The organism is Acinetobacter sp. A47 (assembly GCF_000805455.1).
In the GTDB taxonomy this organism is placed as follows: Bacteria; Pseudomonadota; Gammaproteobacteria; order Pseudomonadales; family Moraxellaceae; genus Acinetobacter.
Genome location: NZ_JSUS01000044.1, coordinates 110,452 through 135,148, shown reverse-complemented (window position 1 = coordinate 135,148; position 24,697 = coordinate 110,452). Strand labels below are relative to the sequence as shown.

Here is a 24,697-nt window from a genome sequence, read left to right as displayed (position 1 = left end):
CTTAAATTTTAATAAGAGTATTTTTTGTGTCCCATGTCACAACCAAGCGGTTTGAGCTCAAGCAGCTCTTTCATTTGATGCTTCCGATCCTGATCACCCAGTTTGCCCAAGCCGGACTGGGCCTGATTGATACCATTATGGCCGGTCATCTCTCTGCCACCGATCTGGCGGCGATCGCAGTCGGGGTCGGGTTATGGATTCCGGTCATGCTGTTATTTGCAGGCATCATGCTGGCCACAACACCGTTGGTGGCCGAAGCACGAGGTGCCAAGACACCGGAGAAAATTCCCACCATTACCCGGCAGTCTCTGTGGGTCGCAGCCATTCTGGGCACTGTTGCCATGCTAATCCTGCAAGGAATGCCAAGATTTTTACCGCTATTCGGTGTGCCTGAAAGCCTGTTACCGAAAGCCAGCCTGTTCCTGCATGCGATTGGTTTTGGTATGCCGGCAGTAATGATGTATGCCGCATTACGCAGTTACTCCGAAGCCTTGGGACATCCACGTCCGGTCACCGCCATCAGCCTGATCGCCCTGCTGGTCCTGATTCCGCTCAACTTTATCTTTATGTATGGCTTCGGGCCAATTCCAGCCCTTGGCAGTGCTGGCTGCGGTTTTGCCACTGCAATTTTACAGTGGTTAATGTTTATTACACTGGCCGTATACGTTTCCAGAGCCAAGGCCTATAAGCAGGCACCTATTTTTACACAATGGGAAAAGCTCGATCCGGTCTGGATTAAACGGATTCTAAAGCTGGGTTTGCCAATCGGCCTTGCCGTTTTCTTTGAAGTCAGCATTTTCAGTACAGGTGCCATTGTACTCAGTCCGCTGGGTGAAAATGCCATTGCAGCACACCAGATTGCCATTTCAGTGACTTCACAGCTGTTTATGATTCCGCTTTCTTTGGCCATAGCCCTGACCATCCGGGTCGGGATGTATTATGGCGAGCAGAACTGGCATGCCATGCGTCAGGTACAAACGGTGGGATTGATCAGTGCAACGATCTTTGCCGTGTTCACCATGAGTCTGATTGCAGTTGCACGCCCCTATATCGTCGCCATTTACACCACAGATGTGGATGTGATTCCTGTCGCGATGTATCTGCTCTGGTTTGCCATGGCGTATCAGTTGATGGATGCCTGGCAGGTGAGTGCCGCCGGTTGCCTACGCGGCATGCAGGACACCCAGGCCCCGATGTGGATTACCTTGATGGCCTATTGGGTAATTGCTTTTCCAATCGGGCTATATCTTGCCCGCTACACCTCTTGGGGCGTGGCAGGCGTCTGGCTCGGTCTGATTATCGGTTTAAGCATTGCCTGCGTATTGCTGATCACACGGTTATATTTCAATAATAGACGTCTGGCACATCCCGCAGCATCACACTAAGTATCCTGTATATCCTGCTATATACAGTAACACGGGCGGTCTCAGTAACGCGCCCGTGTCCCGCCCCCTCCCGATATCGCCTCAGTCAATCAATAGCAGGAATGCAGGCAGGCATTCACTGTGTTCGGTGCAGGCACGACCTGTGTCCCCTCAATCAGGCTTCCGGTCTTAAACACTTACATCACTTAACATTTTGTTATAGGCAATTTAAGTTTTGTCGCCTATGATCAAAGCATCACCCTAAAACCGGATCGTATGAGGTCAAGTCCTTATGGCAAAACATGCTAGCTCTCCCAGTAAGCGTTTTCTCAAACTGGCGGGTATGACCGCAAGTATTGCCAGCAAAAGCGTTGCCAACTCCATCCGGAACCTCACCGCAGATGAAGAACAGAAAAATGCCGCGCGTAGCCAGCTGTTTCAGGACATCGGTCTGCAAATTGCCGATACACTGGGTGAAATGAAAGGCGCAGTGATGAAAGTCGGTCAAATCGCCTCGCAATATAAAGATATCTTTCCACCGGAAGTCGCCAAAGCCATTGCCAAGCTGCAGCGTCAAGCCCCAGCCATGCCCTTTGCCGCGATTCAGCAACAGGTAGAAAAGGAACTGGGCAAACCGTTAAAGCAGATTTTCAGCTCGTTTGAAACAGAACCTTTTGCTGCTGCTTCAATCGGACAAGTCCATCGTGCCGTACTGCCAAACGGGCAAGCCGTTGTGGTCAAGGTGCAATATCCGGGTGTGGATCAGGCCTGTGAAAGTGACTTAAAACAGGTACGTCTGGCGTTGCGACTGATGGGTGTATTAAAAATTGATAAAAAGCTGCAAGATCAACTGTTTCAGGAAATTCAGGACAGTTTATCTGCCGAGCTCAATTATGAAATCGAGGCACAAAATCTGGAAGTCTTTAAAACCTTCCATGAAAAACTCGACCCTCAAGTGATCATTCCAACAGTCTATAAGGATTACTCATCTCGCCGGGTGCTGACCCTCAGTCTGGAACAGGGTGAATCCATCGAAACCGCAAGTACATGGCCAGTTGAAACCCGCAACCAGATCGGTCGGCGCCTGATTCGTGCCTTAGGTCAGGAAATGTTTTTCCTGAGACGCTTTCATTGTGATCCTCACCCCGGTAACTTTGCCTTCCGCACAGATGGCAGTGTAATTATTTATGATTATGGCAGCGTGAAAACCCTTGCACCAGAAGTTGTTCAGCACTTTAAGGCGTTGGTCAATGCAGCCCGCCAGCACGATATCGCCCAGCTTGAAGATTTACTGATGCAACTGCACTCGATTGCCGAGAAACATAAATTTCCGGCCGAGCTGTATAACCAGTGGATTGAAATCCTGTTACGTCCATTAACCACCCATTATGATTTTGCCGAAAACTCGTCACATCATGATGGCATGTTACTGGTGAAAAAATCATTGAAATACTGGGATGTTTTTAAGCCGTCACCAGATACCCTGATGGTTAACCGGACCATTTCAGGACATTACTGGAACCTGATCCATCTCAAGGTCAATGACAACCTGAATGATCTGTTTGAAGAATTAGTTCCAGCCTAACAATCTAATGCCCTCCAAACTTGTAACCGCAAGCGGGAGGGAAAGCCATTTATATTCATGTCGACATCGCACTGGCTTGAAAAGGCATAAATTGACTTCATATATTGTTATGTTATAACATTTCTATTAACAACAGGAGTCAATCAACATGCGTAAAGATATCCACCCGGCTTATCAGCAAGTCTTATTTCACGATACCAATGCAGATGCCTACTTTTTAATTGGGAGTACACTGCAAACCAAACAGACCAAAGAATATCAAGGCAAAGTCTATCCCTACGTGACCCTGGATATTTCAAGTGCATCTCATCCGTTTTATACTGGTGAGCAACGTCAGGCCAGCAATGAAGGCCGTGTTGCAAGCTTTAACAAACGCTTTGCACGTTTTAACCGCAAAGGTTAATCTTCATTTAAGTTTTATCCATTAAGCTTAAAAGCATTAGAAGTCTAAGGCTATCTCTCCTCCACTTAGACTTCTTTTTTTATGCCTTGATGCTGCCTTAGCAATCCGTCTTTTGCTGCCCCACCACACCGAACTCAATCGGTGTTTTCACATAGAACAGTGAAATCTCTTTACTATTGAGATAGCTCAATAACTCGGTCGCCTGCTCTTCTGTAACCGCAAATTGAATCTGTACCGGTCGATCCGCCAGTTCAAAGAAACTGGCTGAGTGAAACAGGCCCTGATGGTCAACGCCTTCCAGCCCCGCCAATACTGTCGCGCCACGCAAATTCATCTGTTTTGCAACAGCCAGTAGCCATTCGCTGATGGGTTGTCCCTGATAGGAACGGTTTTGTGCACTATAAAAGGTAATTAGGAATCCATGCATGCGATTACTCCAGCTATGCTGCACTCAGCCATTGATGCAGGCTCATGCCTAAAATCGTAAACAGCAGTGATCCGAGCACATGAATCACAATCGCGGCACAGGCATAACCCAATTTACCGGTTTGCAGCAGGCCAATGATTTCGGCAGAAAAAGTTGAAAAGGTGGTTAATGCACCACAAAAACCTGTAATCACAAACAGTTTGTAATTGGGACTGAGTGAACTTTGCGAAAAATAGGAAATTGCAAAACCGATAATAAAGCCGCCAACAAAATTAACCGTGACCGTCCCCAAAGGAATATTGGGGAAAACAGGATTCAGTTTTAAACCCAGAAACCAGCGTAACCACGCCCCTAAAACCGAACCTAAAGCAATCGAAAGTAATGGATAAAACATGGTTTACTCCAAGAACAGGGCTGGAGCGAAAGAATGATGAGACATGGATATAGGGTAGCAGTTGTGCAGAATAATCATGAGCGAACTCCAGAAACAGGAACAGAGCACGCACGAACCTACGTCCCCTGTTCAGGGTAACGTAGGCATCATTAGCCATTCAGGCGGTTTGTAACAGGAGGAATGCCATCTCCTGTGCTCTAAAATAACATATTTTTTAGGCAACTCAATCGCTCTTTTTAAGCAGGATTGCATTGTGTATAAACATAAAGTTATCCACAATTCAGCCAGATATTCCTCAAACTTTTCCCCAACTCCATAAAAGTCCAAGACGGATGCGACGAAATCAAAGGCTTGTGCCTTTAAATGATTGGTCAATATATAAATGAACTCTTTGAGCATAGACGGTGAATACGCCAGCGCCAGGTTCCGCTCTCGAGCAGGTTCTCTTGTATATTTTCAATGTTATGATACGGGCATTGACTCAATCGACATGGAACTTTAGACATGGCTCAAAGCTTATTGGCACAACTGAAAGATAGCTCGGCAAAATTTGCAGATGTACTGGCATTTATCGAAGCACGTTATCAGCATACCCCGACTGCATTCCAGAATGGCGCACAATCCAATGCTGCAACTGAAAATCAAGGCAGTGCCAAAGTCCTCAGTTTTGCCAAAATTGAAGGTCTCAATCAGGCAGACACTTTAAGTTTATTTGCAGAACACTATGCATCGGTCCTGGCAACCCCTGACGCCACTGACCACCAGAATATCCGTCAGTTTATGCAACATGGTTGGGACGGCGTAAAGTTTGAAGGTGAAGCCTTAACGGCCAAATAATAAAAAGGAGGTTTTAACCTCCTTTTTTATGCGCATCGGTTGCTGATACGACCGGTCTGGCAAGTTTCCTCAGATCCGTGCTCAGACTATAAAAATCACCGCCCATTTTCCCGACACTGTCCAGTTGCTGCTGATCAATCATTTGGCCATCCCAAAGCCGGTCATCGACATAAATTGCTTTTACGTCCAGCAAGGCCACCGTACCACCCGATGGCAGCGTACTCAGTTGCAGCACTTCCCTTAACTGGCACTCATAACGAACCGGGGCATGTTTGACGGCGAATGCCGCAACCGAATGACCCGGTTCAGACTCAATGCCGGCAAACTCAAATTCACTTTGCGCCGGAGGCAATAAGGCACAGGATAAATTCATCTGTTCCATTAAAGCCGAATTGACAATATGCACCACACATTCGCGGGTATCGATCAGGTTACGAATGGTATCTTTATCCTGACCGTCTCTAGGGTTGACCTGTGAATACCAGAGAATGGGCGGATTACAGCTGGCCACATTGAAAAATGAATAAGGGGCAATATTGGCTACGCCAGTGGCGGAAAGTGTGCTAATCCATGCAATGGGTCGAGGTGAAATCCCGCCGACAAGCAGGCGGTAGATCTCGTTGGGAGCTAAATCCGAGGTTTCAAAAATCATCGCACAGCTACACCAGTTTAAGGGCGTTCAGCATATTGCGGCAAATCATCTGCAATACAGTCCCATTCTGCCTTAGAAGCAGCAAATATGTGCATGCTTGGCTTGTGCTGCAATGGCGTATCCAGTGTCCCGAGGCGTAAACGGTAAAGCTCAGGCTGGGCATCACGCGAACTGATCAGCGGTGAACCACATTCGCTACAGAACCAGCGGTACACGCCAGAAGCGGCAAATTTCTTAACCAGCTCCTCACCTTTCAGGATTTTAAAGGCGGCACTGCTAATCGGGGCATTGGTGGCATAGGCCGTGCCATTGGCCTTACGGCAACGCTGGCAATGACACTGTACGATTTCACCAATTTCACCCTGAATTTCATAGTGAATGCCATCACATAAACAACTGCCACGATATACAGGTGAAGCTTGAGACATATCCATAGTCCTGATGAGTATTTAGTCAAAACTAGCATTTTTAAAGAGCATCTCACAAGGCAAATCTGCTCAAGGAACATGACAGATTGCCAGCAAGATTAGCCCGTACTTTTAAACTCAGCTGGTCAGGACCGTAAATGCACCAAACATGCACATATACCAAACAACAGGCAGGCCTAAAAACCATCTGGCTGAAAAAACAAGCGAAACACATTGCCCAGTTGAAATGGCTTGATGATCTGCTGATTTGGAACTTCTCCAGCGGGCTCAACATTCATCACCCCTCCTCAGGCTTTGGTGTGGTTTATTTTTATTTAGCGACTTGAGTTGATCTGGCTCTGGATAAATTCATTCACGCCTTCTGCTGCGGCTCGTCCCGTGGCAAAACAGGCCGTGAGTAAATAACCGCCCGTCGGTGCATCCCAGTCCAGCATTTCGCCACAGCAAAATACATACGGATTGGCGTGTAATTGCAGCTGGGCTGATAATGCCTCTTGCTTCACTCCACCTGCACAGCTAATCGCCTCTTCAATCGGGCGAAAACCGGTTAAGGCGATACCGAGCTGCTTGATCTGCCGTGCCATTTGTCTGGCATCTGACCATAAACTTTTTTCAACAACTTCCCGCAGCAGGTTAATCTTGACCTGATCTAAGCCGGCTTTACGCCAAAGATTGGTCAAAGACTGTTTTTTATTGCCCTGCAATTTCTGTTCTAATTGTTCAATGCTGACATCAGGCAACAAGTCCAGATGCAATTGTAAAGGCTGCTGACGGGCAAGCTGCGCTCTGAGCTCGCGCCCCAGTTTATAAATCACACCACTCTCAAAACCGTAGTGGGTAATGATGATATCGCCATGGGTTTGCTGTTCAGGTGTCACCCAGGCATTGACCCGTTTCAGTGGCTGGCCAAAGCACTGCTGCATAAACGGCGACCATGTTCTTAACACACCGGCATTACTCGGCTGGAAAGCTTCGATATCCTGCGCCGAAAGCCATTGCTGCCACGCACCGTCACTGCCCAGTTGCGACCATGACACTGCGCCGCAGGCCAATACAATCGCATCGTAACGGGCACTAAAACGATGGGTCTGGTTTTCCAAAGTCAGTTGATTACCAGATAAATCATCACACCGATGCCGATAATGAAACTTGACCCCGGCAGCCATTAAGCGTTTTAGCCAGGCACGCAGCAATGGTGCGGCTTTCATTTCAACAGGAAAAATCCGGCCCGAGCTGCCCACATAAGATGCAATGCCCAGACCTTGCATCCAGTCCCGAATCCATTGGGCATCCCATTTCTTAATCCACGGCGCCAGCCACTCTGTCTGGTCATAACGCTGGATAAAACGCTCGACCGGCTCGGCATGCGAAATATTTAATCCGGTTTTACCAGCCATTAAAAACTTGCGTGCAGCCGAAGGTTTCTGTTCAAACACGTCAATTACATAATCATATTGACTGAGTACCTCAGCTGCCATCAGGCCTGCCGGGCCGGCACCAATAATGGCCACACGCTTAGGCATCGCGGTTCTCTTGGGTATTCTGACCTTGCAACGGTGCAAAATCATCAAAACGGGTGGTGTAGCCTTCTGGCTTGCAAATAACCAGTTGCTGGCACAGCTCACCACGTTCTAAATACTTGATTTCAAAATGGGTACGGGCCGAGTCTGCTGCAATTTTCTGCTTCTGGTAAGGTAATTTCCACACCTCCGTCAGCTGTTGTTCTGCTTCATCAATATATTCAGCAATATTACTGGCCAGGGTAATGGTACCGTTCGGTTCAAGACGGGAAAGCAGGAATTCGAAAAATGGCATATTGAGCCAGCGCTGCGCCGGATTATGCGGTTCCGGATTTGGATACAGAATAAAGAACTGTTGCACCTGGGCCGGAAACAAGGCATGTACCACCCAAGGCAATGCATCGGCATGAACCGGATATAAATGCGCACGTGGCTCCAGTTGATGCTGTTTTTGCATCGCCACAAATTTTTCCTTGGTTCGCTCAATTGCATACAACGTGGTCTGCGGGTTTTGTCCCGTAAATAACAGGGCATGTTTACCTTTGCCAGCACCAATTTCCACACAAACCGGTGTGTGAGGAATAGGCTTGAAATTACGGGGGGCTTGCATCCGTTGTGCTTGAAATTGACGAATCGACATAATCACATCAAACTATCTAGAAATCGGCATAAGTCTAACAAGTCACCTTACTTTTGCCTAATCTATTTAGGGTTTGTTAACATTTCACCTTGCGAGCTAAAGCTCTTATTGCGACAGAGAGCATTTTTTAGCTGATACAAGGCATGACTTATGAAGTTTAGCTATTCTAAATGAATAAGGCATAACACAGTAGCAGCAAAAAATGCTCCTGTCCCATAGGGTTATGGCTAAAACCTCCCTAAACTCCGTTATGAAACTTGACAAGGGAATCGCCATTGTCTACGTTTCATGCCTTGTTTATGTCGTTTTAGCTAATAACGCAATGCATGGTTGAAATGTCAACAAACCCTCTTTGTTTTAGGAATTTTCTATGCCACGTACATTCCCCTGCCCGCGTTGTGGTGAAACCAGCACTTGGGAAGGTAACGAGTTTCGTCCGTTTTGTTCTGAACGCTGCAAGCTGATTGATCTGGGCGCCTGGGCCAGCGATGAATACAAGCTACCAACACAGGATGCACCGCAAGCAGACCTTAAACGCCATGAAGATGATTATGAAGATTAATCATCTTCTGCTTTGCAACTAAGACCAGATCCGGTCCATTACCTTGAGCCAGTTATTCCAGCAGATTTTCTCAATCAGCTCAGGTGAATAGTGACGTTGCTGCATCGCTGCAATCAGGTGAGGCAGGCCGGTTACATCCTGCAGTTCGCTACTGATCAGGGCACCATCAAAATCTGAACCGAAACCGATATGATCCTCTCCAAGACGATCCATCATATATTCCAGATGATCGAGAATGAGTGTAAGTGGCGTATCTGCATTGCGCTGTCCATCAGCGCGTAAAAAGGCCACATCAAAATTGACTCCGACCATGCCCCCACTCTCAGCAATTGCCTTAAGTTGCAAATCAGTCAGATTACGCGCCTGCGGACATAAAGCATGGGCATTGGAATGGGTGGCGACAATCGGTTGCTGTAAAATCTCCACCGTGTCCCAGAATGCCCGTTCGTTCATATGTGACACATCCACCAGCATTTTTTTCTCGGCACAGCGTTTAACCAATGCTTTGCCTTGAGGAGTCAGGCCTGCACCTGTGTCAGGCGAATGCGGGAAACGGGCATTTAAGCCATGTCCAAATCGGCTGATCCTGTTCCAGAGAGGACCCACACTCCGTAGACCAGCCTGATAAAAAATATCGAGTAAGTCTGGATTATCCTGTAGGGCTTCTGCCCCTTCCATATGCAGCACCACCGCCAGTTGACCTTGAGCGCGACAATCCTGTATCTGTTGCACCGAGGTACAGAGCCGGATCTGCCCGCAAGCCTGCACCATCTGCTGGGCCAGCTCGAGTTGCGCCAGACAGATCTGCTCAACCTGCTGTTGAGTGAAATCTTCGGCATGTTTATCCACGAGTTTATCGGGATGATGCTGTTTGACATAAGCAAATGGCGGTAGAAAAATTGCAAACATGCCACCTGCAAAACCCGCTTGCTGGCAACGGTTTAAATCCAGTTGTCCGGGTAGATGATCATGGATGAAAGCCCGCACCGGATCGGCCTGATCACTGAGCCACAAGCGGGTCAGCAGGTCATTATGACCGTCAAAAACCGTGACTTTAGAATGATTCAGACCTTGTTTCATGAAGAAGGTTCACCCGGAATGCTACGCACCGGAATCTTTTGCTGAAGCGCCAGACGTTTTGAGTTTTTGCTATTGCGAAATTGCAGTTGCTCAAGAGATGCAGCCTGCTCACTCTCGCTACGCGCCTGTTCAATCAGGTGATGATACTCAGATTTACCACACACCGGATCGGCATTGGCCGCATCACCGGTCAGCATATAGGCCTGACAGCGACAGCCGCCAAAATCTTTTTGCTTGTCCGGACAGCTACGACAGCTTTCCGGCATCCATGCATCACCGCGAAAATGGTTAAACCCTGTGGATGTGTACCAGATATCAGCCAAAGACTGTTCACGTACATTCGGAAACGCAATGGGTAGCTGGCGGGCTGCATGACAGGGCAATGCCGTACCATCAGGGGTTACGGTAAAGAAAATCTTGCCCCAGCCATTCATGCAGGCTTTCGGCCGTTCCTCGTAATAATCAGGCACCACAAAGATCAACTTGCACGGATGATTCTGCTGGCGCAGCTTTTCTCGATAGGCATTGGTCACCTGTTCGGCACGGATCAACTGTTCCTGCGTGGGCAATAAGCCCTGACGGTTTAAAAAGGCCCAGCCATAAAACTGGCAGATCGCCAGTTCAACCGTATCGGCATTCAGTTCCAGACACAGCTCAATAATCTGTTCAATCTGGTCAATATTATGCCGGTGAATCACAAAGTTCAGCACCATCGGATAGTCATATTGCTTGACCAGACGGCACATTTCATATTTCTGTTCAAAGGCATGCCTTGAACCTGCCAGAGCATCATTCACCACAGCATCGCTGGCCTGAAAACTGATCTGGATGTGATCCAGTCCCGCCTGTTTGAGCTGGGCAATACGCTGCTCGTTCAGGCCCATGCCCGAGGTGATTAAATTGGTATAAAACCCTTGCCGGTGCGCATGTGCAACCAGTTGTTCCAGATCTTGGCGTACCAGCGGTTCACCACCGGAAAAGCCCAGTTGCACCGCCCCCATCTGCCGCGCCTGATCAAATACATCACACCACTCTTGCGTGCTCAGTTCATTTTTATGCTGCGCATAATCTAGCGGATTAGAACAGTATGGACATTGCAAGGGACAACGATAGGTCAGCTCGGCCAGAAGCCAGAGGGGTAAACCGATACCTTCAGTCATTGCAATTCAATCCAGAATTGTTGCTGGGCAACCCGCATATAATCGACCACATCCTGCTCGATTTCGGCAATATCGCCAAACTGCTGTTTCAGCAGTGCCACAATGGCAGCAACCGTGCGTTGTCCATCAATATGCTGTCCGATGGCCCCTGCACTGTCATTCAGCTTGATCATGCCTTCCGGATATAAAATGACAAAGGCATTTTGTGCCGGCTCAAACTGAAAGCGGTAGCCCTGTCGCCAGATGGGAACCAGATTTAAATCAAATGCTGCATTACTCACGGAATAACCCCTTATGCCAGACCGGTTGGGTGGTCACGGTATGATACGGTGCCTGCTGATGCACATAGGCCAGCGTCAGTGCATCCAGAATACTCCACAGGATATCCAGCTTGAACTGCAAGATTTCCAGCATGCGCTGCTGCTGTTCATAGGTGGTAAACGAGTCCAGGGTAATACTCAGGCCATGCTCGACATCACGACGTGCCTGACTTAAACGCGAACGGAAATAATCATAGCCCTGATCATCAATCCATGGATAATGCTGTGGCCATGAGTCAAGGCGTGACTGGTGAATCTGTGGTGCAAACAATTCCGTCAAGGAACTGCTGGCAGCTTCACGCCATGTAGCACGGCGGGCAAAATTGACATAGGCGTCCACGGCGAAACGTACACCCGGCAGTACCAGCTCTTCTGAAATGACCTGTTCACGGGTCAGGCCTACCGCTTCAGCCAGACGCAACCATGCTTCACGGCCTCCCCCGTCAGGATATTCGCCATCCTGATCCAGCAGCCGCTGAATCCATTCCTGACGCACACGCTGGTCTGGACAATTGGCCATGATCGCCGCATCTTTTAGCGGAATATTGATTTGATAATAATAGCGATTGGCGACCCAGGCCTGAATTTGCTGCTGGGTGGCTTTGCCTTCATACATCATCACATGAAAAGGATGATAAATATGATAGTACTGGCCTTTATCCAGAATGGCCTGCTTAAACTGTTCGACACTTAATACATCAGTGGACATCATCATTCACCTCAAAGCTCGATCTGCATGCCATCAAAAGCCACTTCAACACCGTGGGCCTTGAGTTCGGCAAACTGGGCCGAGCTTTCATCCAGGATCGGATTGGTATTATTAATATGAATCAGCACTTTTTTAGCACAACTGAGCTGATTCAGGTAAGACAATGAACCACCCTCGCCACTAATGTACAAATGCCCCATCTCCCGACCGGTTTTGCTGCCAACTCCGGTTTGCTGCATTTCATCATCTGTCCAGAGCGTACCATCAATCATGACACAGTCCGACTGCTGCATAATCTGCATGACCTGCTCATCAATCTTGCCGAGTCCAGGAGCGTAAAACAGCTGTTTGGCGGTGTTATGATCGCGGATGATCAGGGCAATATTGTCGCCTTCATGCGGATCATGGCGATGTGGAGAATACGGTGGTGCAGCACTCTGAATCACCAGCGGAATAAATTCCAGCTGCTCAAAACCGGCAATCTGAAACGCCTGTTTCGGGTCGATTGGCTGATATTGCAAACCACCATTCCAGTGTTTCAGCATATTAAATACAGGAAAACCTGTGGTGAGGTCCTGATAAACCATCTCGGTACACCAGACCCTGATCGGACAGCCTTCCCGCAAGGTCAGCAGTCCGGTGGTATGATCCAGCTGACTGTCCATCAGGATCACATCACGAATCCCGGTATCACGTAACTGCCGTGCAGGCTGGGCTGCCTTGAAATCGAATAATTGCTGACGGATATCCGGTGAAGCATTCAGCAACACCCAGTCGATACCATTTTCAGAAACGGCAATTGAGGACTGGGTACGCGCCTTGGCCTGAATCGTTGCTGTACGTACGCCATGACAGTTGGGACAATTACAATTCCACTGGGGAAAACCGCCTCCTGCAGCGGAACCTAAGACATGAATATACATAAATTTAATTTCTTTTTAGAAAAAGATAAGCCCTAGACATCACTAGGGCTTATCTTGAGTTTAAATATGAATGATTAACGTACTTCGAAGTACATGGTCACTTCAAAACCGATACGTACATCAGTGAAAGCTGGTTTAGTCCATTGCATGAAATCATCTCCGACTCAATGGTGGCGTCATGTCTCTTTACACAACGCTTTCAAATTTAATAAAACGTTTACAACAATTGATTCTAAATAAAAATAACCGCCTTGTAGACCTACCCGGCCGAAGATATTGTTCGATAATTGTGATTTTTGTCTAAATTTCAGCAAGACGCACCTGTGCTCGGGCCTGCTGCTAACCAAGCCGCCTCGCTTCTGCCATGTTTTAATAAAATTTTACACATTTTAAATCTGCGATACACATCACAGTAATTTACTTTTTTATGACCTTATGCAAATCTAGCCATAATAGTCGGGTTGAATAAAAACAGTACCTACATCTCAACCCAGATACAACATTCTGATCCAGTTGCACATGCCTTTACATGGAATCAGCTTATTTAATAAAAATAGTAAATTACCAGGATGTAACAATGAATAATGATATTCCTTATCAGCTTAAAGTGTTGGCAACACAAATTGATCCCAATCTGGATGCACACTGGCAAAATACCCTGGTCACGCTATTTTCACAACATACACCTGAGCAATGTGAAAAAATTGCCCAGCAGGTTCTGCAACCGAAAAAAATCCACTGGAACCGCAAGGACAACCGGTTTTCCTATCTGGCAAGACATGACTTTCAGTTGCTGCTCGAGAAAATCTATATTGCTCCCGTCAAGCTGCTGGTCACCCAAATTGCCGCTTCACTGGAAAAGTTAAAACACTATGCGCATGTTTATGAAATTGCCGATTATCTGGAGCATATTTTAGCCCAGATCAATACTCTTGAGACCGAGGATGACTTTGACTTGCAGGAACAAAAAAAGCTGATATTAAAAGAGTTTATCTATACAGCTGCCCAGATTATCCTGGCAAAACAAAGAATCGTATTACCCGCCTGTCAGCGGCAGATCGACCTTGATGTCATCAAGACCTTCATAACCGAGGTTTATCTCAAGCAGCAACTATTAAAGTACTCTTTCCAGCTGCTGCGCTCACATCAGTTGAGAGCAGAAAAACCGCATATCCTTAAATATTTTCTGTATAAACAGCAAAAAGACAGGCAACTGGAGATCGTTAAAACCTCCAAGTATATTTTTGCTCTGGCGCCCAGCAAGGATGGCATGCCCGATACCTTTTCCATCCGCCGTTTCCTGCAAGAAGAAAAACTCGAAGGCTGTGAAAACATTTACGTGCATTCCGCCATTCTGGATTTAGACAAAATCGAGGACAACCACCATCAGGCACAATTTGAATGGCAGATCAGCCGGATCATTACCATTGATCAGCCGGTCAACCAGTATGTGTCCGATATCGTGCGCAATATCGAACTTTATAGCAGCAAGACCCTGGTGCCTTTCCTGAAACAGCCGTTACAGCCCAACGGGGTATTTATTGAAAAACTGGTGGAACAGCGGCTGATTGATTTTGAGCAGAAGCTGTGCAGCAATATTCTTGAGCCTGTCGCCGATGCGCTCAAGCATTCGGTGCATCATCGTGATGAGTGTAACTATCTGTATTTGAGTGTGAAACAGATACTGGATGAGCTGATTAGCCATTTTATCGAATTCCAGTCACAACCTTCCCTGATCCTGAATAAACAGGTCAGCCTGTTTATTGCCCGGCTCAAATCCTATGCGACGCTGCTACAGAAACGGCATTCGGATATATTTACCGTATTTTCGTATGAGGAGTGGAAAAAGCATCATGCTGAAGCGGCCGAACCGACCAACCTGCTCAAGGATATTAGCCTGAATTCCTTACAGGAATATAAAGATGCGTTTTCCGAACTCAAGGAAAACCAGCGTCAACTCAAACAGAGTGCCTCTTTGCTCAGTAAACTGCTCAATAAGCCGCAAAAAATAAAAGACAATATTGACAAGCTCAAACAGAAAACCGCACAGATCAAAAAAAATGCCCATCAGGAAATTTTGCGCATCCAGCGACGTTTCCCATCACTGATCATTTATCTTGAATCTGAATCACTCATCTCGATCAACCACAAAGAACGGCATTATGCCTTTCCAACTGGCGACAATGGCATTACCCGTTTACCAATCCTGATTCAGATTCCGGAAGATAAAGCGTCATTTGACTTGCAAAGCATCTGTAATAGCGTGAACTTCGACCTGAATCTGGCCAATCAGAAATGGCTGGAAACGATCTGACCGGAAGCAAACCGGCTTGTGCAGACAGCCTGCTCTACACAAGCTAAAAGGGGCAGTTAACCTGCTTTACTGGCCACAAAAGGATTAAACTGCTTTTCATGGCCAATGGTACTGATTGGGCCATGACCTGAAATAAACTGGGTTTCATCCGGCAAGCTAAAGCATTCGCGCTGGATTGAATCCAGTAACTGCTGGTGGTTGCCCCTTGGAAAATCGGTACGCCCAATCGAGCCTTTAAACAGTACATCGCCTGTCCATAACAAACCATGTCTGGCGTTATAGAACATCACATGCCCCGGGGTATGGCCTGGGGCAAAACGCACTTCAAATTCATCCTCACCCAGCTTTAACACCTCACCGCCTTCCAGCCACTGATCGACCTTGACTGGCTGTGGAATCGGAAAACCGTAACGGGCCGAGACTTCCTGAATCATGTCCAGCCAGAACTGGTCTTCCTTATGCGGTCCAATCACCGGAACCTGCCAGGTTTGTGCAAGCTCCCCTACGGCACCGGCATGGTCGAGATGACCATGTGTGAGCCATAGGGCTTTTACAGTCAGGCCCAAAGCCTCGACTTCTTTTTTCAGTAGCGCAGCATCACCGCCCGCATCAATCAAAATTGCCTCTTTGCTTTCACTATCCCACAAGATTGAGCAGTTTTGGGCAAATGCAGTAACGGGAACAATTTTGACTTGGAGCATGGTCACCTCTGGCGAAATAAAGCGTCGATTTAACGATGGGCTAAGGTATGGGTAAGTGCATCAAGATTAGCCTGAACCAGACCGGCAAGCAAATCTATATGGGCCTGATCGGTATTCAGTGCCGGAATATAGGCATAGTCGCCCCCGCCTGCATGCTGGAAAATTTCCTTGTTCTGCATGGCCAGTTCTTCTAAGGTTTCCAGACAGTCTGCTGAAAAGGCCGGACTAATGACCTGTACCGACTGGACTTTTTGCTCACCCCACTGCTGTAACAGCTGATCGGTATAAGGCTTGACCCACTCCTGCTTGCCAAAACGTGACTGGAAGCTGATCGCCCATTCATCCTCTTTCAGATGCAACGCTTCTGCTACCAGACGTGCTGTGGTCCGGCAACGCTCGGCATAGGGGTCACCTTTATCGGCATACGGTTGGGGAATTCCGTGAAAGGACATCAACAGTTTTTCAGCTTTGCCATGTTGGGCCTGATATCTCAATACACCATCGGCCAATGCCTGAATAAACAAAGGATGCTGATAATAATCCTTGATCAGGGTCAGTCCCGGTAAATGGCGCTGCTTGGGAATCCACCTGGCAAAGGCATCATAAAGTGGCGCCGTCGAGGTCGCTGAATATTGTGGAAATAACGGCAATAAAATCACATGTTCTTGCGGTGTGTGCGCCAGTTGCTCCAGCACGGCATGAATACTCGGCTGGCCATAAGTCATGGCAGGTACCACCGTCAGGTCAAACTGATGATTTTCTTCTTGTAGGCGTTGTTTAATCAGCAGGGTTTGTTCCAGCACGATTTCACGCATGGGTGAGTCACCAGACCAGACCGAAGCATAGGCTTCAGCCACCCGTTTGGGACGGAAGGTCAAAACAAAGAGGTGCAGAATGATCCACCATAATAGTTTAGGGATCTCAATCACACGGCTATCAGATAAAAACTGTTTCAGGAAACGTCGTACTGCTGGCACAGTGGCGTCATCAGGTGTACCTAGATTGGCCAGAATCACAGTCACTTTTGGTTTTTGTGTCGCTAACATAGACCGCATCCGCTGTTCATTGGGTTCATGCGATTACTTTAGCAGTTTTAAGCCTGTTTTCTAAATTGGATTAATGCATGGTCTTAAACTGAAAAACCCGATTGCTATCCAGAATATTACTTTCCAGCAGTTTTTGCCCTTTTGTAGTGAGTTGCCACAACATGCGCTGGCGGTCATCACGTCCGGTGGGCACAATCCATTCATTCTGGCGCATTTGCAACTTGATCTCATGCAAGGCACGAATGTTGACCTGGGCACGCGATACCGCATGCGCCCGAGGCATTTCCTGACGGGCATCGTCCAGACCGGTCTCATTCAGATATTCATTGATGCGCTTGGAAAAGTATTCTTCCGGTGTCGGGATCACAAAGGCTGAGCCCAGTACATTCAGTAATTGTGCCCAGGTCATCTTGCGATGCGGTTTGACTTCCTTGAAGTTTCCATCCTGATAAGCATGCATGCGGTATTCAAAGGCATACAGTTCATGCATGGAGACTTTAGGGACATGAGTCAGCGGATCGGCTTCACGCTTGCCCAGCTCGGTTTCCAGCTGCTTGACCTTGGCCCGTAATGCATCTATTTCATCACGCAAGACCTGTGTATTTTGCGGACGCACCCATCCAACGACAGGGTAACGCTCCAGCATCTGCGGCATACTGGAACGTACCGCCAGCTCCAGATCTCTCAAGCTTCGATAACAAAACACCTGATCAACTTCATGTTGAAGCTGCTTTCTGAATTCTTTGAATTTTTCTTTCAGTTCCGGTTTGTGATCATGCAATCTGGCCTCACGCGAGTCCGGGTCCTGATGCATAAAAACAATTACCGGCTTTTGTTTGGTCATGGCATAGATATATTCTAGATGCATATAGCCCACACCCGAAACCGATTGCTCGCCATACTGGCTGCCGAGCAAGATCACCACATAATCACAATCGTCAATCTGGCGCCGCGCAATCGAGGTACTCAGCGGGGTTCGCTGTTCCAGCCCCCATGACAGAAATCCCATCCCCACTAAAGTTTGTGCTAAAACCGCCCGCTCTGGTTGCATTTCATTGCCAGAGGTAGAAATAAAAACTTGATAACGAGTATCTTGCATAGGCCAGGCCCCAATTCATTGATCAATAATATCAAGTATTTGTCTTGATTTTTATTAACAACTAACCCCAATAAATATATCAATATGGCTCGATTTAGTGATTTCCTATCTCAATCTCGGCCAGATTCTGAATCTTCCATGTTAATTGTTCTGGTATAAGGTGCTGAAGAACCGGTTGTAGTTCCTGCGCATTGTTACCACTGACATAACATTGAATACGGGTAATGTTATGACGCAATTTGTCACATAATAACCCATTTTTAATTAAAAGATAGGCAGTTTGTCGTGCAACTGCTTGTCCGGAATCAATTAATTTTAGTTTTTCAGCAAAAACCTGACGAATCGCGTCTTTCAGAAAAGGATAATGGGTACAGCCCAAGACCAGAAAGTCTGCGCCCTGTTCGACCACAGGCTGCAAAATCTGTTGCAGGACCTCGAGACAGGCCGGACTCATCTGCTGTCCGGCCTCAACGAACGGTACCAGCTCCAGACTGGTCACCGGCATCACCCTGACACCTGCCGGCTCGGCAAATTTCGTCATCACGTCTTTAATCAGCTGCCCCCGGAAGGTCGCCGGGGTCGCCAGCACCGCCACCACTCTGGACTGGGTCTGGATCACGGCAGGCTTTAATGCCGGCACAAGCCCCACGATTGGAAAGCGCTCGCCATAATGCTCCCGCAAATAATCCAGGCTAAAGGCCGAAGCGGTATTACATGCCACCACGGCTATTTTACAGCCCTGACGGTAAAGCCATTCAATCGCTTGTGCCGTCAGCTGACGGATTTCCTGATCTGAACGTGCACCATAGGGCACATGCGCGGTATCGGCATAATAAAGAATGCGTTCATTGGGTAAATGCCGGGCAATCTCCTGTGCCACCGATAATCCGCCAATCCCCGAATCAAATACCCCGATCGGCGCATCAGCAGATGCATGGGGCATTGGGTCAAGTAAAAGGGGCATGGATTGAACGGCAGTCATATTACACATGGACACTGTTTTATTTACTGGATTAAGCTTAAACCTCAGGTGCTCAAATGCAAGACCAAATCACCACTTTTTAGCGTCAAAACCGTGTCACCCTGTGCATTTTCAGACAAACTGCCATAGTTGACGAGATGATAAAAACTCTGCCGCTGAATCAGCGCATTCAGGCCAAAACGGACATGCACATAAGGACGTAACTCACCGGCATATTCACGCATAAAAACCGGATGTGCTTCATCTACGATCACCACGTCCTGATTAGGTGTTATCAATTGCAGGTAGGTCTTGCCTTCAATTTCGACCTGATCCACCTGATTGATCAGTAATGGTTCGTCTTCAACCTCGATTTCAATCTGCTCCACCGGGGTTTTCAGATAAAATTTGCCCTGTTCTTTCCAGAGCACCTTACTGAACAGGTCTAGCAGAGCTTGCCGTTTGATCAATTGACCTTCGTGCCACCATTCTCCATTGGCTTTTATGCGCAAATCCATTTTGCCACAATGCTTTGGATGCCACTGGTCTAAAGGCGGGATTGACCTTTTGTGACTTTGCTGTACATCTTTTAAGTATTGTGCAATGTTCATTAAGTTTTTATCATCAGAAAACATGATTTTTCCCGGGTTTTCTATAGAGTTTTGTGGAGAATCATTTTCATTTATCATAGTTTATGCCTTGCTGACGAGAAAATATGACCGCTCAGCCAATTGGCGAGATCAAGGTTTAAAACTATACTATCCCAAACGTTTGCAAGCACAATAGTAGCATTTGTGTTTGGCAATTAAGAACACTCATGGCAGCGCCGAATCGCAATATTACGGTTGCCACCCTTAAAAATATGAGGAGTCCTACATGGAACACATCGAACGTGAAGCGATGGAGTTTGACGTAGTGATCGTAGGCGCAGGACCTGCGGGTTTATCTGCTGCGATTAAAATTCGTCAATTAGCGATTGAAAACAACCTACCTGACCTTTCTGTATGTGTTGTTGAAAAAGGCTCCGAAGTAGGTGCGCATATCCTTTCAGGTGCTGTACTTGAACCACGTGCCATCAATGAACTATTTCCAAACTGGAAGGAAGAAGGCGCACCTCTCAATGTCCCTGTAACAGGCGACGAAACCTATTTCTTGCTGTCGGATACCAAGGCACAAAAAATGCCGTACTGGATGGTTCCAAAGTCCATGCACAACGAAGGGAACTATGTCATTTCCCTCGGTAACGTCGTGCGCTGGTTAGGCCAGAAGGCAGAAGAACTCGAAGTATCAATTTTCCCAGGCTTTGCTGCCTCTGAAGTGCTGTACCATGAAGATGGTACGGTAAAAGGTATCCAGACTGGCGATATGGGCATCGGTAAAAATGGTGAGCCAACGCATAACTTTACCCCGGGTTATGAACTGCATGCCAAATATACCCTGTTTGCTGAAGGCTGCCGTGGTCACCTCGGTAAGCGCCTGATTGCCAAATACAATCTGGATAAAGATGCTGATCCACAGCATTACGGTATCGGGATCAAAGAACTCTGGGAAATCGACCCTGCCAAACATAAGCCTGGCTTGGTCATGCACGGTGCAGGCTGGCCATTGTCTGAAACCGGTTCATCAGGCGGCTGGTGGTTATACCACGCTGAAAACAACCAGGTGACGCTGGGCATGATCGTGGATTTATCTTATGAAAATCCGCACATGTACCCATTCATGGAAATGCAACGCTGGAAAACCCATCCGACCATCAAGCAATTCCTTGAAGGCGGCAAGCGTATCTCTTACGGCGCACGTGCTGTGGTTAAAGGCGGCTTTAATGCCCTGCCTAAACTGACCTTCCCGGGCGGCTGCCTGATCGGTGATGATGCCGGTTTCTTGAACTTCTCAAAAATCAAGGGCTCGCATACGGCCATGAAGTCAGGCATGTTGTGTGGTGAGGCTGTATTTGAAGCAATTGCTGCGGGTGTTGCCAAAGGCGGTGACCTTGCCGTTGCACGTGTGCTTGAAGGCGAAGACCATTTCGTCAAAGAGCTGACCTCTTATACCGACAAATATAACAATTCCTGGTTAAAAGAAGAGTTATATAACTCGCGTAACTTCGGCCCTGCCATGCACAAGTTTGGTCAGTGGATTGGTGGTGCATTTAACTTTATCGACCAGAACGTCTTTAAAGTGCCATTTACCTTGCACGATCTTAAACAGGACTTTGCTGCGCTGAAAACCGTAGATGCCTCGACCTTCAAGCCAAACTATCCAAAACCGGACGGCAAGCTGACCTTTGACCGTTTATCTTCAGTATTCGTCTCCAATACCGTACATGAAGAAAACCAGCCAGCACACTTGAAGCTGACTGATCCATCGATTCCGGTGAATGTAAACCTGCCAAAATGGGATGAGCCAGCACAACGCTACTGCCCGGCGGGTGTTTACGAAATCATGGAAAATGATGACGGTTCTAAACGCTTCCAGATCAACGCAGCCAACTGTGTTCACTGTAAGACCTGTGATATTAAAGATCCGTCACAGAACATCACCTGGGTAACGCCGGAAGGCGGCGGTGGTCCAAACTACCCGAATATGTAATTCCTTGCGCCCCACTAAGACGCTGTCTTGGTGGGTCTCACCTTGCGAAGCTTTAGTCGCTTCTCATATCCAAATATGTAATTCAAAACAAAAAAATCCGGGTTTAGACCCGGATTTTTTATGCACTATGCCATGTAAAAATCAGAAATAAAGCTTAACCTTTCTGTACCAGATAACGGTATTCGGTATGGCTATTTTCATCCTGACTTTCTTCTTTGAGCAATAATTCATGCCCAAGATGCATACAGAACTTTGGAATATCCCACGAGGTTGAAGGGTCTGTTGCCAAGACTTCAACAATATCACCCGACTTGGCCTTGCGAATGGCTTGATGCAACATCATCACCGGTTCAGGGCAACGCAGACCTCGCGTATTGATTTGAACAGCAGGAAGCTTTGGTTGTTCCGACATCATAAAACTCAAATATTCGAATTTTCACATTTTAGCATAAACTGTTCATATAAAAATCATCTACAGCTTTTTGAAAAACTGTACGTTTTTTAAATAGTTTTATTGATGCATATCCGCTTTATCTTCGGTATGATGAAAATCATCTAATTGATATAGAGAGTCTTTAGGAAAGATCATGGTCGAGGAATCCAGTCCGTCGTGGGGTATGCGTGGCTTAAGAAAATGGTTAGGTACCGCACCAGAAACCCGCGATGAATTACTCAAGTTAGTTCAAGACTCACGCCGCTTTTTAGAGCCAGATACTGTTGCCATGCTTGAGGGTGTTCTCGATCTTCCTGCAACAAAGATTCGAGAAGTGATGACCCCGCGCACAGCCATCATCAGCTTGCAGGAAGACGATCAGCTACTTGATATCCTGCATGTACTGATCGATTCGGCACATTCACGTTTTCCGGTCTTCTCTGCAGACCAAAGTGACAATGTGGTCGGGATCTTGCTCGCAAAAGACCTGCTGCCATTCTTGACCGAGCGCAATGTCAAAGTCGACATTCGCGCCCTGATGCGCCAGCCTGTATTCGTGCCTGAAAGCGCCCGTTCCGATCAGGTATTGCGGATGCTTAAAAATACACAGACCCATATTGCCATCGTGATTGATGAATATGGTTCAACTTCCGGTCTGGTCACCCTTGAAGACATTCTGGAAGAGATTGTCGGCGAAATTGAAGATGAACACGATATTGCCGATGAAGAGGCGTTATATATCGTTCCGGATAATGACCCGACCACAGCCAATACCTGGATTGTGCAGGCACTTACACCAATCGAACATTTCAACACTATTTTAAATGCAGATTTTTCTGACGATGAAGTTGAAACTATGGGCGGTTTACTGCTGCAAGAAATTGGTTTAGTCAGCGATTTACAAGGTCAAACCATTGAACTTGACGACTGGCAATTTACCATTATTGAAGCAGATGCACGCACTATTCATCTGATTCGAGCTGTCCGTCAATGAGAACCTATTTTGAGAAGCTGTTAAATTCGTCTCAACCACAAAAACAGCTCCCTTTTATTTTTCCACTGTTGATTGCACTCATTTCGGGTGCAATCTTTAGTTTGGCGCTCGCCCCTTATTATTTCTGGTGGCTGGCAATTTTATCTCCTGCCCTGCTCTATGCCGTATTACGCCAGCGGACTCCCCGTCAGGCCTTTGCACTCGGCTGGGCCTATGGTTTCGGCTTATGGTTTGTCGGCGCATTCTGGCTTTATACCTCGATCCATACCTATGGTGATACCAACGCCTTTTTAAGCGTGTTGATGATTGCCATTATGGCCCTTGCAATGGGCCTGTTTACGGCTTTTCAGACCTGGCTATATCGCCGCTTTTTCCCCGAAACGCCGCTCACGTTTGCACCGCTCTGGGTGCTATTTGAGTGGGCCAAGACCTGGGTATTCACCGGTTTCCCGTGGTTATTTGCCGGTTATGCCTTTACTGAACGTCTATTAGATGGTTATGCACCACTGTTTGGAGTGTATGCGGTTTCTTTCGTGGCCATTGTTCTGGCCTGTGCGCTGGTCGAGATTTTAAATCGTCGCTGGTTCTGGGCTGTGCCTTCAGCCCTGCTGATTCTGGGAGCATGGGGGGCCGGATTTATTCAGTTTGTACAGCCCAAAGCCGCAAAACCACTGAGTGTATCCTTAATTCAGGGCAATATCCCGCAAGACCTGAAATGGCTGACCGAATACCAGATCAAGACTTTAGAAATTTATGCCAACCTGACCCGCGCTGAATGGGGCCGTGACCTGATTGTCTGGCCGGAATCCTCCATTCCGATGTTCCAGACCGATATTCCGGAATTTCTGGACGCCATGAATGCACAGGGCAAAAAAACAGATAGCGCATGGGTCACCGGTATCCCGTACTGGGATATGGCCAAGTCACAGCAGCTGGGTGAGCCGCTGTATTACAACAGTATTATGGCTTCAGGCAGCGATGCGCAGGGTTTGTATAAAAAGCAGCGCCTCGTGCCGTTTGGTGAATATATTCCATTATCCGGCATGCTGAAGTGGGTACTTCCTGCCATGCAGAATGATGTCAGCATGAGTGGTTTTTCTCGTGGCGAGGCCAATCAGAAGCCGTTAACAGTCAAAGGCCATGCACTGGCAGCCGCCATTTGCTATGAAGTGGCTTATCCAAACCTGACCCGCCGTAATGCATCGAACAGTGACTTTCTGATCACGGTGTCTAACGATGCCTGGTTTACTGGCACCGCTGGTCCTTGGCAACACTTGCAAATGGTACAAATGCGCGCCAAAGAAAATGGGCGCTGGTTTATCCGTGCCACCAATACTGGTGTCACTGCCTTTATCGACCAGAATGGCCATATCGTAAAACAGGCTCCACTCGATCAGGAAGCCGTTTTGCGTGGTGATCTGCCTGCCATGCAAGGGCAAACCCTGTATAACCGCTTGAGTGATTATCCAATCCTGATCTTTTCATTATTGTTATTGGCAATCGGATGGATCTATCGTCCACGCAAGGTGGATGTCAGCTTCAAGGCTCGCCGATAA

General features: G+C 47.4%; 28 protein-coding genes and 1 riboswitch. Of the genes, 10 read left to right on the top strand and 18 right to left on the bottom strand.

The window, feature by feature from the left end; all coding sequences use genetic code 11:
- Positions 1–26: 26 nt before the first annotated feature.
- From OC23_RS10985 to OC23_RS10975, 3 genes are all read left to right on the top strand, one after another.
- Positions 27–1,385: an MATE family efflux transporter gene (locus tag OC23_RS10985; protein ID WP_038344845.1), complete on the top strand. Its 1,359-nt coding sequence runs from the start codon at positions 27–29 to the stop codon at positions 1,383–1,385.
- Between the two features lie 271 nt (positions 1,386–1,656).
- The gene (locus tag OC23_RS10980; protein WP_038344844.1) at positions 1,657–2,949 is read left to right on the top strand and encodes an ABC1 kinase family protein; all 1,293 of its coding nucleotides are present in this window, start codon (positions 1,657–1,659) and stop codon (positions 2,947–2,949) included.
- A gap of 148 nt (positions 2,950–3,097) precedes the next feature.
- Complete coding sequence (locus OC23_RS10975) at positions 3,098–3,352, top strand: type B 50S ribosomal protein L31 (protein WP_004774205.1); 255 nt, start codon at positions 3,098–3,100, stop codon at positions 3,350–3,352.
- A 97-nt stretch (positions 3,353–3,449) separates the two neighbouring features.
- Here the strand turns inward: OC23_RS10975 and OC23_RS10970 are convergent, their stop codons facing one another.
- Positions 3,450–3,779 carry a DUF190 domain-containing protein gene (locus OC23_RS10970; RefSeq protein ID WP_038344841.1) on the bottom strand — a complete coding sequence of 110 codons (330 nt, stop codon included), beginning with the start codon at positions 3,777–3,779 and terminating at the stop codon, positions 3,450–3,452.
- 13 nt (positions 3,780–3,792) lie between these two features.
- Positions 3,793–4,173: a fluoride efflux transporter CrcB gene (gene crcB, locus OC23_RS10965; RefSeq protein ID WP_038344838.1), complete on the bottom strand. Its 381-nt coding sequence runs from the start codon at positions 4,171–4,173 to the stop codon at positions 3,793–3,795.
- A gap of 133 nt (positions 4,174–4,306) precedes the next feature.
- Positions 4,307–4,373, bottom strand: a riboswitch (Fluoride riboswitch).
- Positions 4,374–4,677: 304 nt separating this feature from the next.
- Here crcB and OC23_RS10955 point away from each other — a divergent pair.
- The gene (locus OC23_RS10955) at positions 4,678–5,010 is read left to right on the top strand and encodes a HopJ type III effector protein (protein ID WP_038344835.1); all 333 of its coding nucleotides are present in this window, start codon (positions 4,678–4,680) and stop codon (positions 5,008–5,010) included.
- A 13-nt stretch (positions 5,011–5,023) separates the two neighbouring features.
- Here the strand turns inward: OC23_RS10955 and OC23_RS10950 are convergent, their stop codons facing one another.
- Positions 5,024–5,662, bottom strand: coding sequence for a flavin reductase family protein (locus tag OC23_RS10950; protein ID WP_038344834.1), 639 nt, complete (start codon positions 5,660–5,662; stop codon positions 5,024–5,026).
- 17 nt (positions 5,663–5,679) lie between these two features.
- Positions 5,680–6,090, bottom strand: a complete 411-nt coding sequence (locus tag OC23_RS10945) for a GFA family protein (RefSeq protein WP_038344833.1) — start codon at positions 6,088–6,090, stop codon at positions 5,680–5,682.
- Between the two features lie 137 nt (positions 6,091–6,227).
- On the opposite strand from OC23_RS10945, the gene OC23_RS10940 reads away from it, so the two are divergent.
- Positions 6,228–6,416, top strand: a complete 189-nt coding sequence (locus OC23_RS10940; RefSeq protein ID WP_038344832.1) for a hypothetical protein — start codon at positions 6,228–6,230, stop codon at positions 6,414–6,416.
- Here the strand turns inward: OC23_RS10940 and OC23_RS10935 are convergent.
- Positions 6,405–7,613 (bottom strand): TIGR03862 family flavoprotein, encoded by a 1,209-nt coding sequence (locus tag OC23_RS10935; RefSeq protein ID WP_038344831.1) that lies wholly within the window; start codon positions 7,611–7,613, stop codon positions 6,405–6,407. The two genes, OC23_RS10940 and OC23_RS10935, sit on opposite strands and share 12 nt — an antisense overlap.
- Positions 7,606–8,256 carry an SAM-dependent methyltransferase gene (locus OC23_RS10930; protein ID WP_161792284.1) on the bottom strand — a complete coding sequence of 217 codons (651 nt, stop codon included), beginning with the start codon at positions 8,254–8,256 and terminating at the stop codon, positions 7,606–7,608. Before OC23_RS10930 ends, OC23_RS10935 begins: the two co-directional genes overlap by 8 nt.
- A gap of 364 nt (positions 8,257–8,620) precedes the next feature.
- On the opposite strand from OC23_RS10930, the gene OC23_RS10925 reads away from it, so the two are divergent.
- A complete protein-coding gene (locus OC23_RS10925; RefSeq protein ID WP_038344829.1) occupies positions 8,621–8,812 on the top strand; it encodes a DNA gyrase inhibitor YacG in 192 nt (63 codons plus the stop codon).
- Positions 8,813–8,830: 18 nt separating this feature from the next.
- Here OC23_RS10925 and OC23_RS10920 read toward each other — a convergent pair whose 3' ends face one another.
- The 6 genes from OC23_RS10920 to pqqA all read right to left on the bottom strand — a co-directional run bounded on the left by OC23_RS10920 (position 8,831) and on the right by pqqA (position 13,153).
- Positions 8,831–9,892, bottom strand: coding sequence for a dipeptidase (locus OC23_RS10920; RefSeq protein ID WP_038344828.1), 1,062 nt, complete (start codon positions 9,890–9,892; stop codon positions 8,831–8,833).
- Positions 9,889–11,052 carry a pyrroloquinoline quinone biosynthesis protein PqqE gene (gene pqqE / locus OC23_RS10915; RefSeq protein WP_038344827.1) on the bottom strand — a complete coding sequence of 388 codons (1,164 nt, stop codon included), beginning with the start codon at positions 11,050–11,052 and terminating at the stop codon, positions 9,889–9,891. The genes OC23_RS10920 and pqqE overlap by 4 nt, the downstream gene beginning before the upstream one ends.
- The gene (gene pqqD / locus OC23_RS10910) at positions 11,049–11,333 is read right to left on the bottom strand and encodes a pyrroloquinoline quinone biosynthesis peptide chaperone PqqD (RefSeq protein WP_009514350.1); all 285 of its coding nucleotides are present in this window, start codon (positions 11,331–11,333) and stop codon (positions 11,049–11,051) included. The genes pqqE and pqqD overlap by 4 nt, the downstream gene beginning before the upstream one ends.
- Positions 11,326–12,084 carry a pyrroloquinoline-quinone synthase PqqC gene (gene pqqC / locus OC23_RS10905; protein ID WP_152607825.1) on the bottom strand — a complete coding sequence of 253 codons (759 nt, stop codon included), beginning with the start codon at positions 12,082–12,084 and terminating at the stop codon, positions 11,326–11,328. The genes pqqD and pqqC overlap by 8 nt, the downstream gene beginning before the upstream one ends.
- 8 nt (positions 12,085–12,092) lie before the next feature.
- Positions 12,093–13,004: a pyrroloquinoline quinone biosynthesis protein PqqB gene (pqqB, locus tag OC23_RS10900; RefSeq protein ID WP_038344823.1), complete on the bottom strand. Its 912-nt coding sequence runs from the start codon at positions 13,002–13,004 to the stop codon at positions 12,093–12,095.
- Between the two features lie 74 nt (positions 13,005–13,078).
- Positions 13,079–13,153: a pyrroloquinoline quinone precursor peptide PqqA gene (gene pqqA / locus OC23_RS18830; protein ID WP_009514286.1), complete on the bottom strand. Its 75-nt coding sequence runs from the start codon at positions 13,151–13,153 to the stop codon at positions 13,079–13,081.
- A gap of 428 nt (positions 13,154–13,581) precedes the next feature.
- Between pqqA and OC23_RS10895 the strand changes: the two genes are divergently transcribed.
- A complete protein-coding gene (locus OC23_RS10895; protein WP_038344822.1) occupies positions 13,582–15,318 on the top strand; it encodes a hypothetical protein in 1,737 nt (578 codons plus the stop codon).
- A 56-nt stretch (positions 15,319–15,374) separates the two neighbouring features.
- Here OC23_RS10895 and OC23_RS10890 read toward each other — a convergent pair whose 3' ends face one another.
- From OC23_RS10890 to OC23_RS10870, 5 genes are all read right to left on the bottom strand, one after another.
- The gene (locus tag OC23_RS10890) at positions 15,375–16,019 is read right to left on the bottom strand and encodes an MBL fold metallo-hydrolase (RefSeq protein WP_038344820.1); all 645 of its coding nucleotides are present in this window, start codon (positions 16,017–16,019) and stop codon (positions 15,375–15,377) included.
- Positions 16,020–16,048: 29 nt separating this feature from the next.
- Entirely contained in the window at positions 16,049–17,065 is a 1,017-nt protein-coding gene (gene hemH / locus OC23_RS10885) for a ferrochelatase (RefSeq protein ID WP_038344819.1), read from the bottom strand.
- 70 nt (positions 17,066–17,135) lie between these two features.
- A complete protein-coding gene (locus tag OC23_RS10880) occupies positions 17,136–18,164 on the bottom strand; it encodes a DUF4062 domain-containing protein (protein WP_038344817.1) in 1,029 nt (342 codons plus the stop codon).
- A gap of 94 nt (positions 18,165–18,258) precedes the next feature.
- Positions 18,259–19,146, bottom strand: coding sequence for a glutamate racemase (gene murI, locus OC23_RS10875; RefSeq protein WP_038344815.1), 888 nt, complete (start codon positions 19,144–19,146; stop codon positions 18,259–18,261).
- A gap of 44 nt (positions 19,147–19,190) precedes the next feature.
- The gene (locus OC23_RS10870; protein WP_038344814.1) at positions 19,191–19,814 is read right to left on the bottom strand and encodes a DUF1285 domain-containing protein; all 624 of its coding nucleotides are present in this window, start codon (positions 19,812–19,814) and stop codon (positions 19,191–19,193) included.
- A gap of 187 nt (positions 19,815–20,001) precedes the next feature.
- On the opposite strand from OC23_RS10870, the gene OC23_RS10865 reads away from it, so the two are divergent.
- Positions 20,002–21,714: an electron transfer flavoprotein-ubiquinone oxidoreductase gene (locus OC23_RS10865; protein WP_038344812.1), complete on the top strand. Its 1,713-nt coding sequence runs from the start codon at positions 20,002–20,004 to the stop codon at positions 21,712–21,714.
- A 154-nt stretch (positions 21,715–21,868) separates the two neighbouring features.
- Here OC23_RS10865 and tusA read toward each other — a convergent pair whose 3' ends face one another.
- Entirely contained in the window at positions 21,869–22,126 is a 258-nt protein-coding gene (tusA, locus tag OC23_RS10860; protein ID WP_038344810.1) for a sulfurtransferase TusA, read from the bottom strand.
- Between the two features lie 175 nt (positions 22,127–22,301).
- Between tusA and OC23_RS10855 the strand changes: the two genes are divergently transcribed.
- Positions 22,302–23,141 (top strand): HlyC/CorC family transporter, encoded by an 840-nt coding sequence (locus OC23_RS10855; protein WP_038344808.1) that lies wholly within the window; start codon positions 22,302–22,304, stop codon positions 23,139–23,141.
- Positions 23,138–24,697, top strand: a complete 1,560-nt coding sequence (gene lnt, locus OC23_RS10850) for an apolipoprotein N-acyltransferase (protein WP_038344806.1) — start codon at positions 23,138–23,140, stop codon at positions 24,695–24,697. The genes OC23_RS10855 and lnt overlap by 4 nt, the downstream gene beginning before the upstream one ends.

Bases quoted from the DNA above. Each gene is read 5' to 3' on its own strand.
- OC23_RS10980 (WP_038344844.1), top strand. From the start codon at position 1,657: ATGGCAAAACATGCTAGCTCTCCCAGTAAGCGTTTTCTCAAACTGGCG.
- OC23_RS10975 (WP_004774205.1), top strand. From the start codon at position 3,098: ATGCGTAAAGATATCCACCCGGCTTATCAGCAAGTCTTATTTCACGAT.
- OC23_RS10970 (WP_038344841.1), bottom strand. From the start codon at position 3,779: ATGCATGGATTCCTAATTACCTTTTATAGTGCACAAAACCGTTCCTAT.
- crcB (WP_038344838.1), bottom strand. From the start codon at position 4,173: ATGTTTTATCCATTACTTTCGATTGCTTTAGGTTCGGTTTTAGGGGCG.
- OC23_RS10955 (WP_038344835.1), top strand. From the start codon at position 4,678: ATGGCTCAAAGCTTATTGGCACAACTGAAAGATAGCTCGGCAAAATTT.
- OC23_RS10950 (WP_038344834.1), bottom strand. From the start codon at position 5,662: ATGATTTTTGAAACCTCGGATTTAGCTCCCAACGAGATCTACCGCCTG.
- OC23_RS10945 (WP_038344833.1), bottom strand. From the start codon at position 6,090: ATGTCTCAAGCTTCACCTGTATATCGTGGCAGTTGTTTATGTGATGGC.
- OC23_RS10940 (WP_038344832.1), top strand. From the start codon at position 6,228: ATGCACCAAACATGCACATATACCAAACAACAGGCAGGCCTAAAAACC.
- OC23_RS10935 (WP_038344831.1), bottom strand. From the start codon at position 7,613: ATGCCTAAGCGTGTGGCCATTATTGGTGCCGGCCCGGCAGGCCTGATG.
- OC23_RS10925 (WP_038344829.1), top strand. From the start codon at position 8,621: ATGCCACGTACATTCCCCTGCCCGCGTTGTGGTGAAACCAGCACTTGG.
- OC23_RS10920 (WP_038344828.1), bottom strand. From the start codon at position 9,892: ATGAAACAAGGTCTGAATCATTCTAAAGTCACGGTTTTTGACGGTCAT.
- pqqE (WP_038344827.1), bottom strand. From the start codon at position 11,052: ATGACTGAAGGTATCGGTTTACCCCTCTGGCTTCTGGCCGAGCTGACC.
- pqqC (WP_152607825.1), bottom strand. From the start codon at position 12,084: ATGATGTCCACTGATGTATTAAGTGTCGAACAGTTTAAGCAGGCCATT.
- pqqB (WP_038344823.1), bottom strand. From the start codon at position 13,004: ATGTATATTCATGTCTTAGGTTCCGCTGCAGGAGGCGGTTTTCCCCAG.
- OC23_RS10895 (WP_038344822.1), top strand. From the start codon at position 13,582: ATGAATAATGATATTCCTTATCAGCTTAAAGTGTTGGCAACACAAATT.
- OC23_RS10890 (WP_038344820.1), bottom strand. From the start codon at position 16,019: ATGCTCCAAGTCAAAATTGTTCCCGTTACTGCATTTGCCCAAAACTGC.
- hemH (WP_038344819.1), bottom strand. From the start codon at position 17,065: ATGTTAGCGACACAAAAACCAAAAGTGACTGTGATTCTGGCCAATCTA.
- OC23_RS10880 (WP_038344817.1), bottom strand. From the start codon at position 18,164: ATGCAAGATACTCGTTATCAAGTTTTTATTTCTACCTCTGGCAATGAA.
- murI (WP_038344815.1), bottom strand. From the start codon at position 19,146: ATGACTGCCGTTCAATCCATGCCCCTTTTACTTGACCCAATGCCCCAT.
- OC23_RS10870 (WP_038344814.1), bottom strand. From the start codon at position 19,814: ATGATAAATGAAAATGATTCTCCACAAAACTCTATAGAAAACCCGGGA.
- OC23_RS10865 (WP_038344812.1), top strand. From the start codon at position 20,002: ATGGAACACATCGAACGTGAAGCGATGGAGTTTGACGTAGTGATCGTA.
- tusA (WP_038344810.1), bottom strand. From the start codon at position 22,126: ATGTCGGAACAACCAAAGCTTCCTGCTGTTCAAATCAATACGCGAGGT.
- OC23_RS10855 (WP_038344808.1), top strand. From the start codon at position 22,302: ATGGTCGAGGAATCCAGTCCGTCGTGGGGTATGCGTGGCTTAAGAAAA.
- lnt (WP_038344806.1), top strand. From the start codon at position 23,138: ATGAGAACCTATTTTGAGAAGCTGTTAAATTCGTCTCAACCACAAAAA.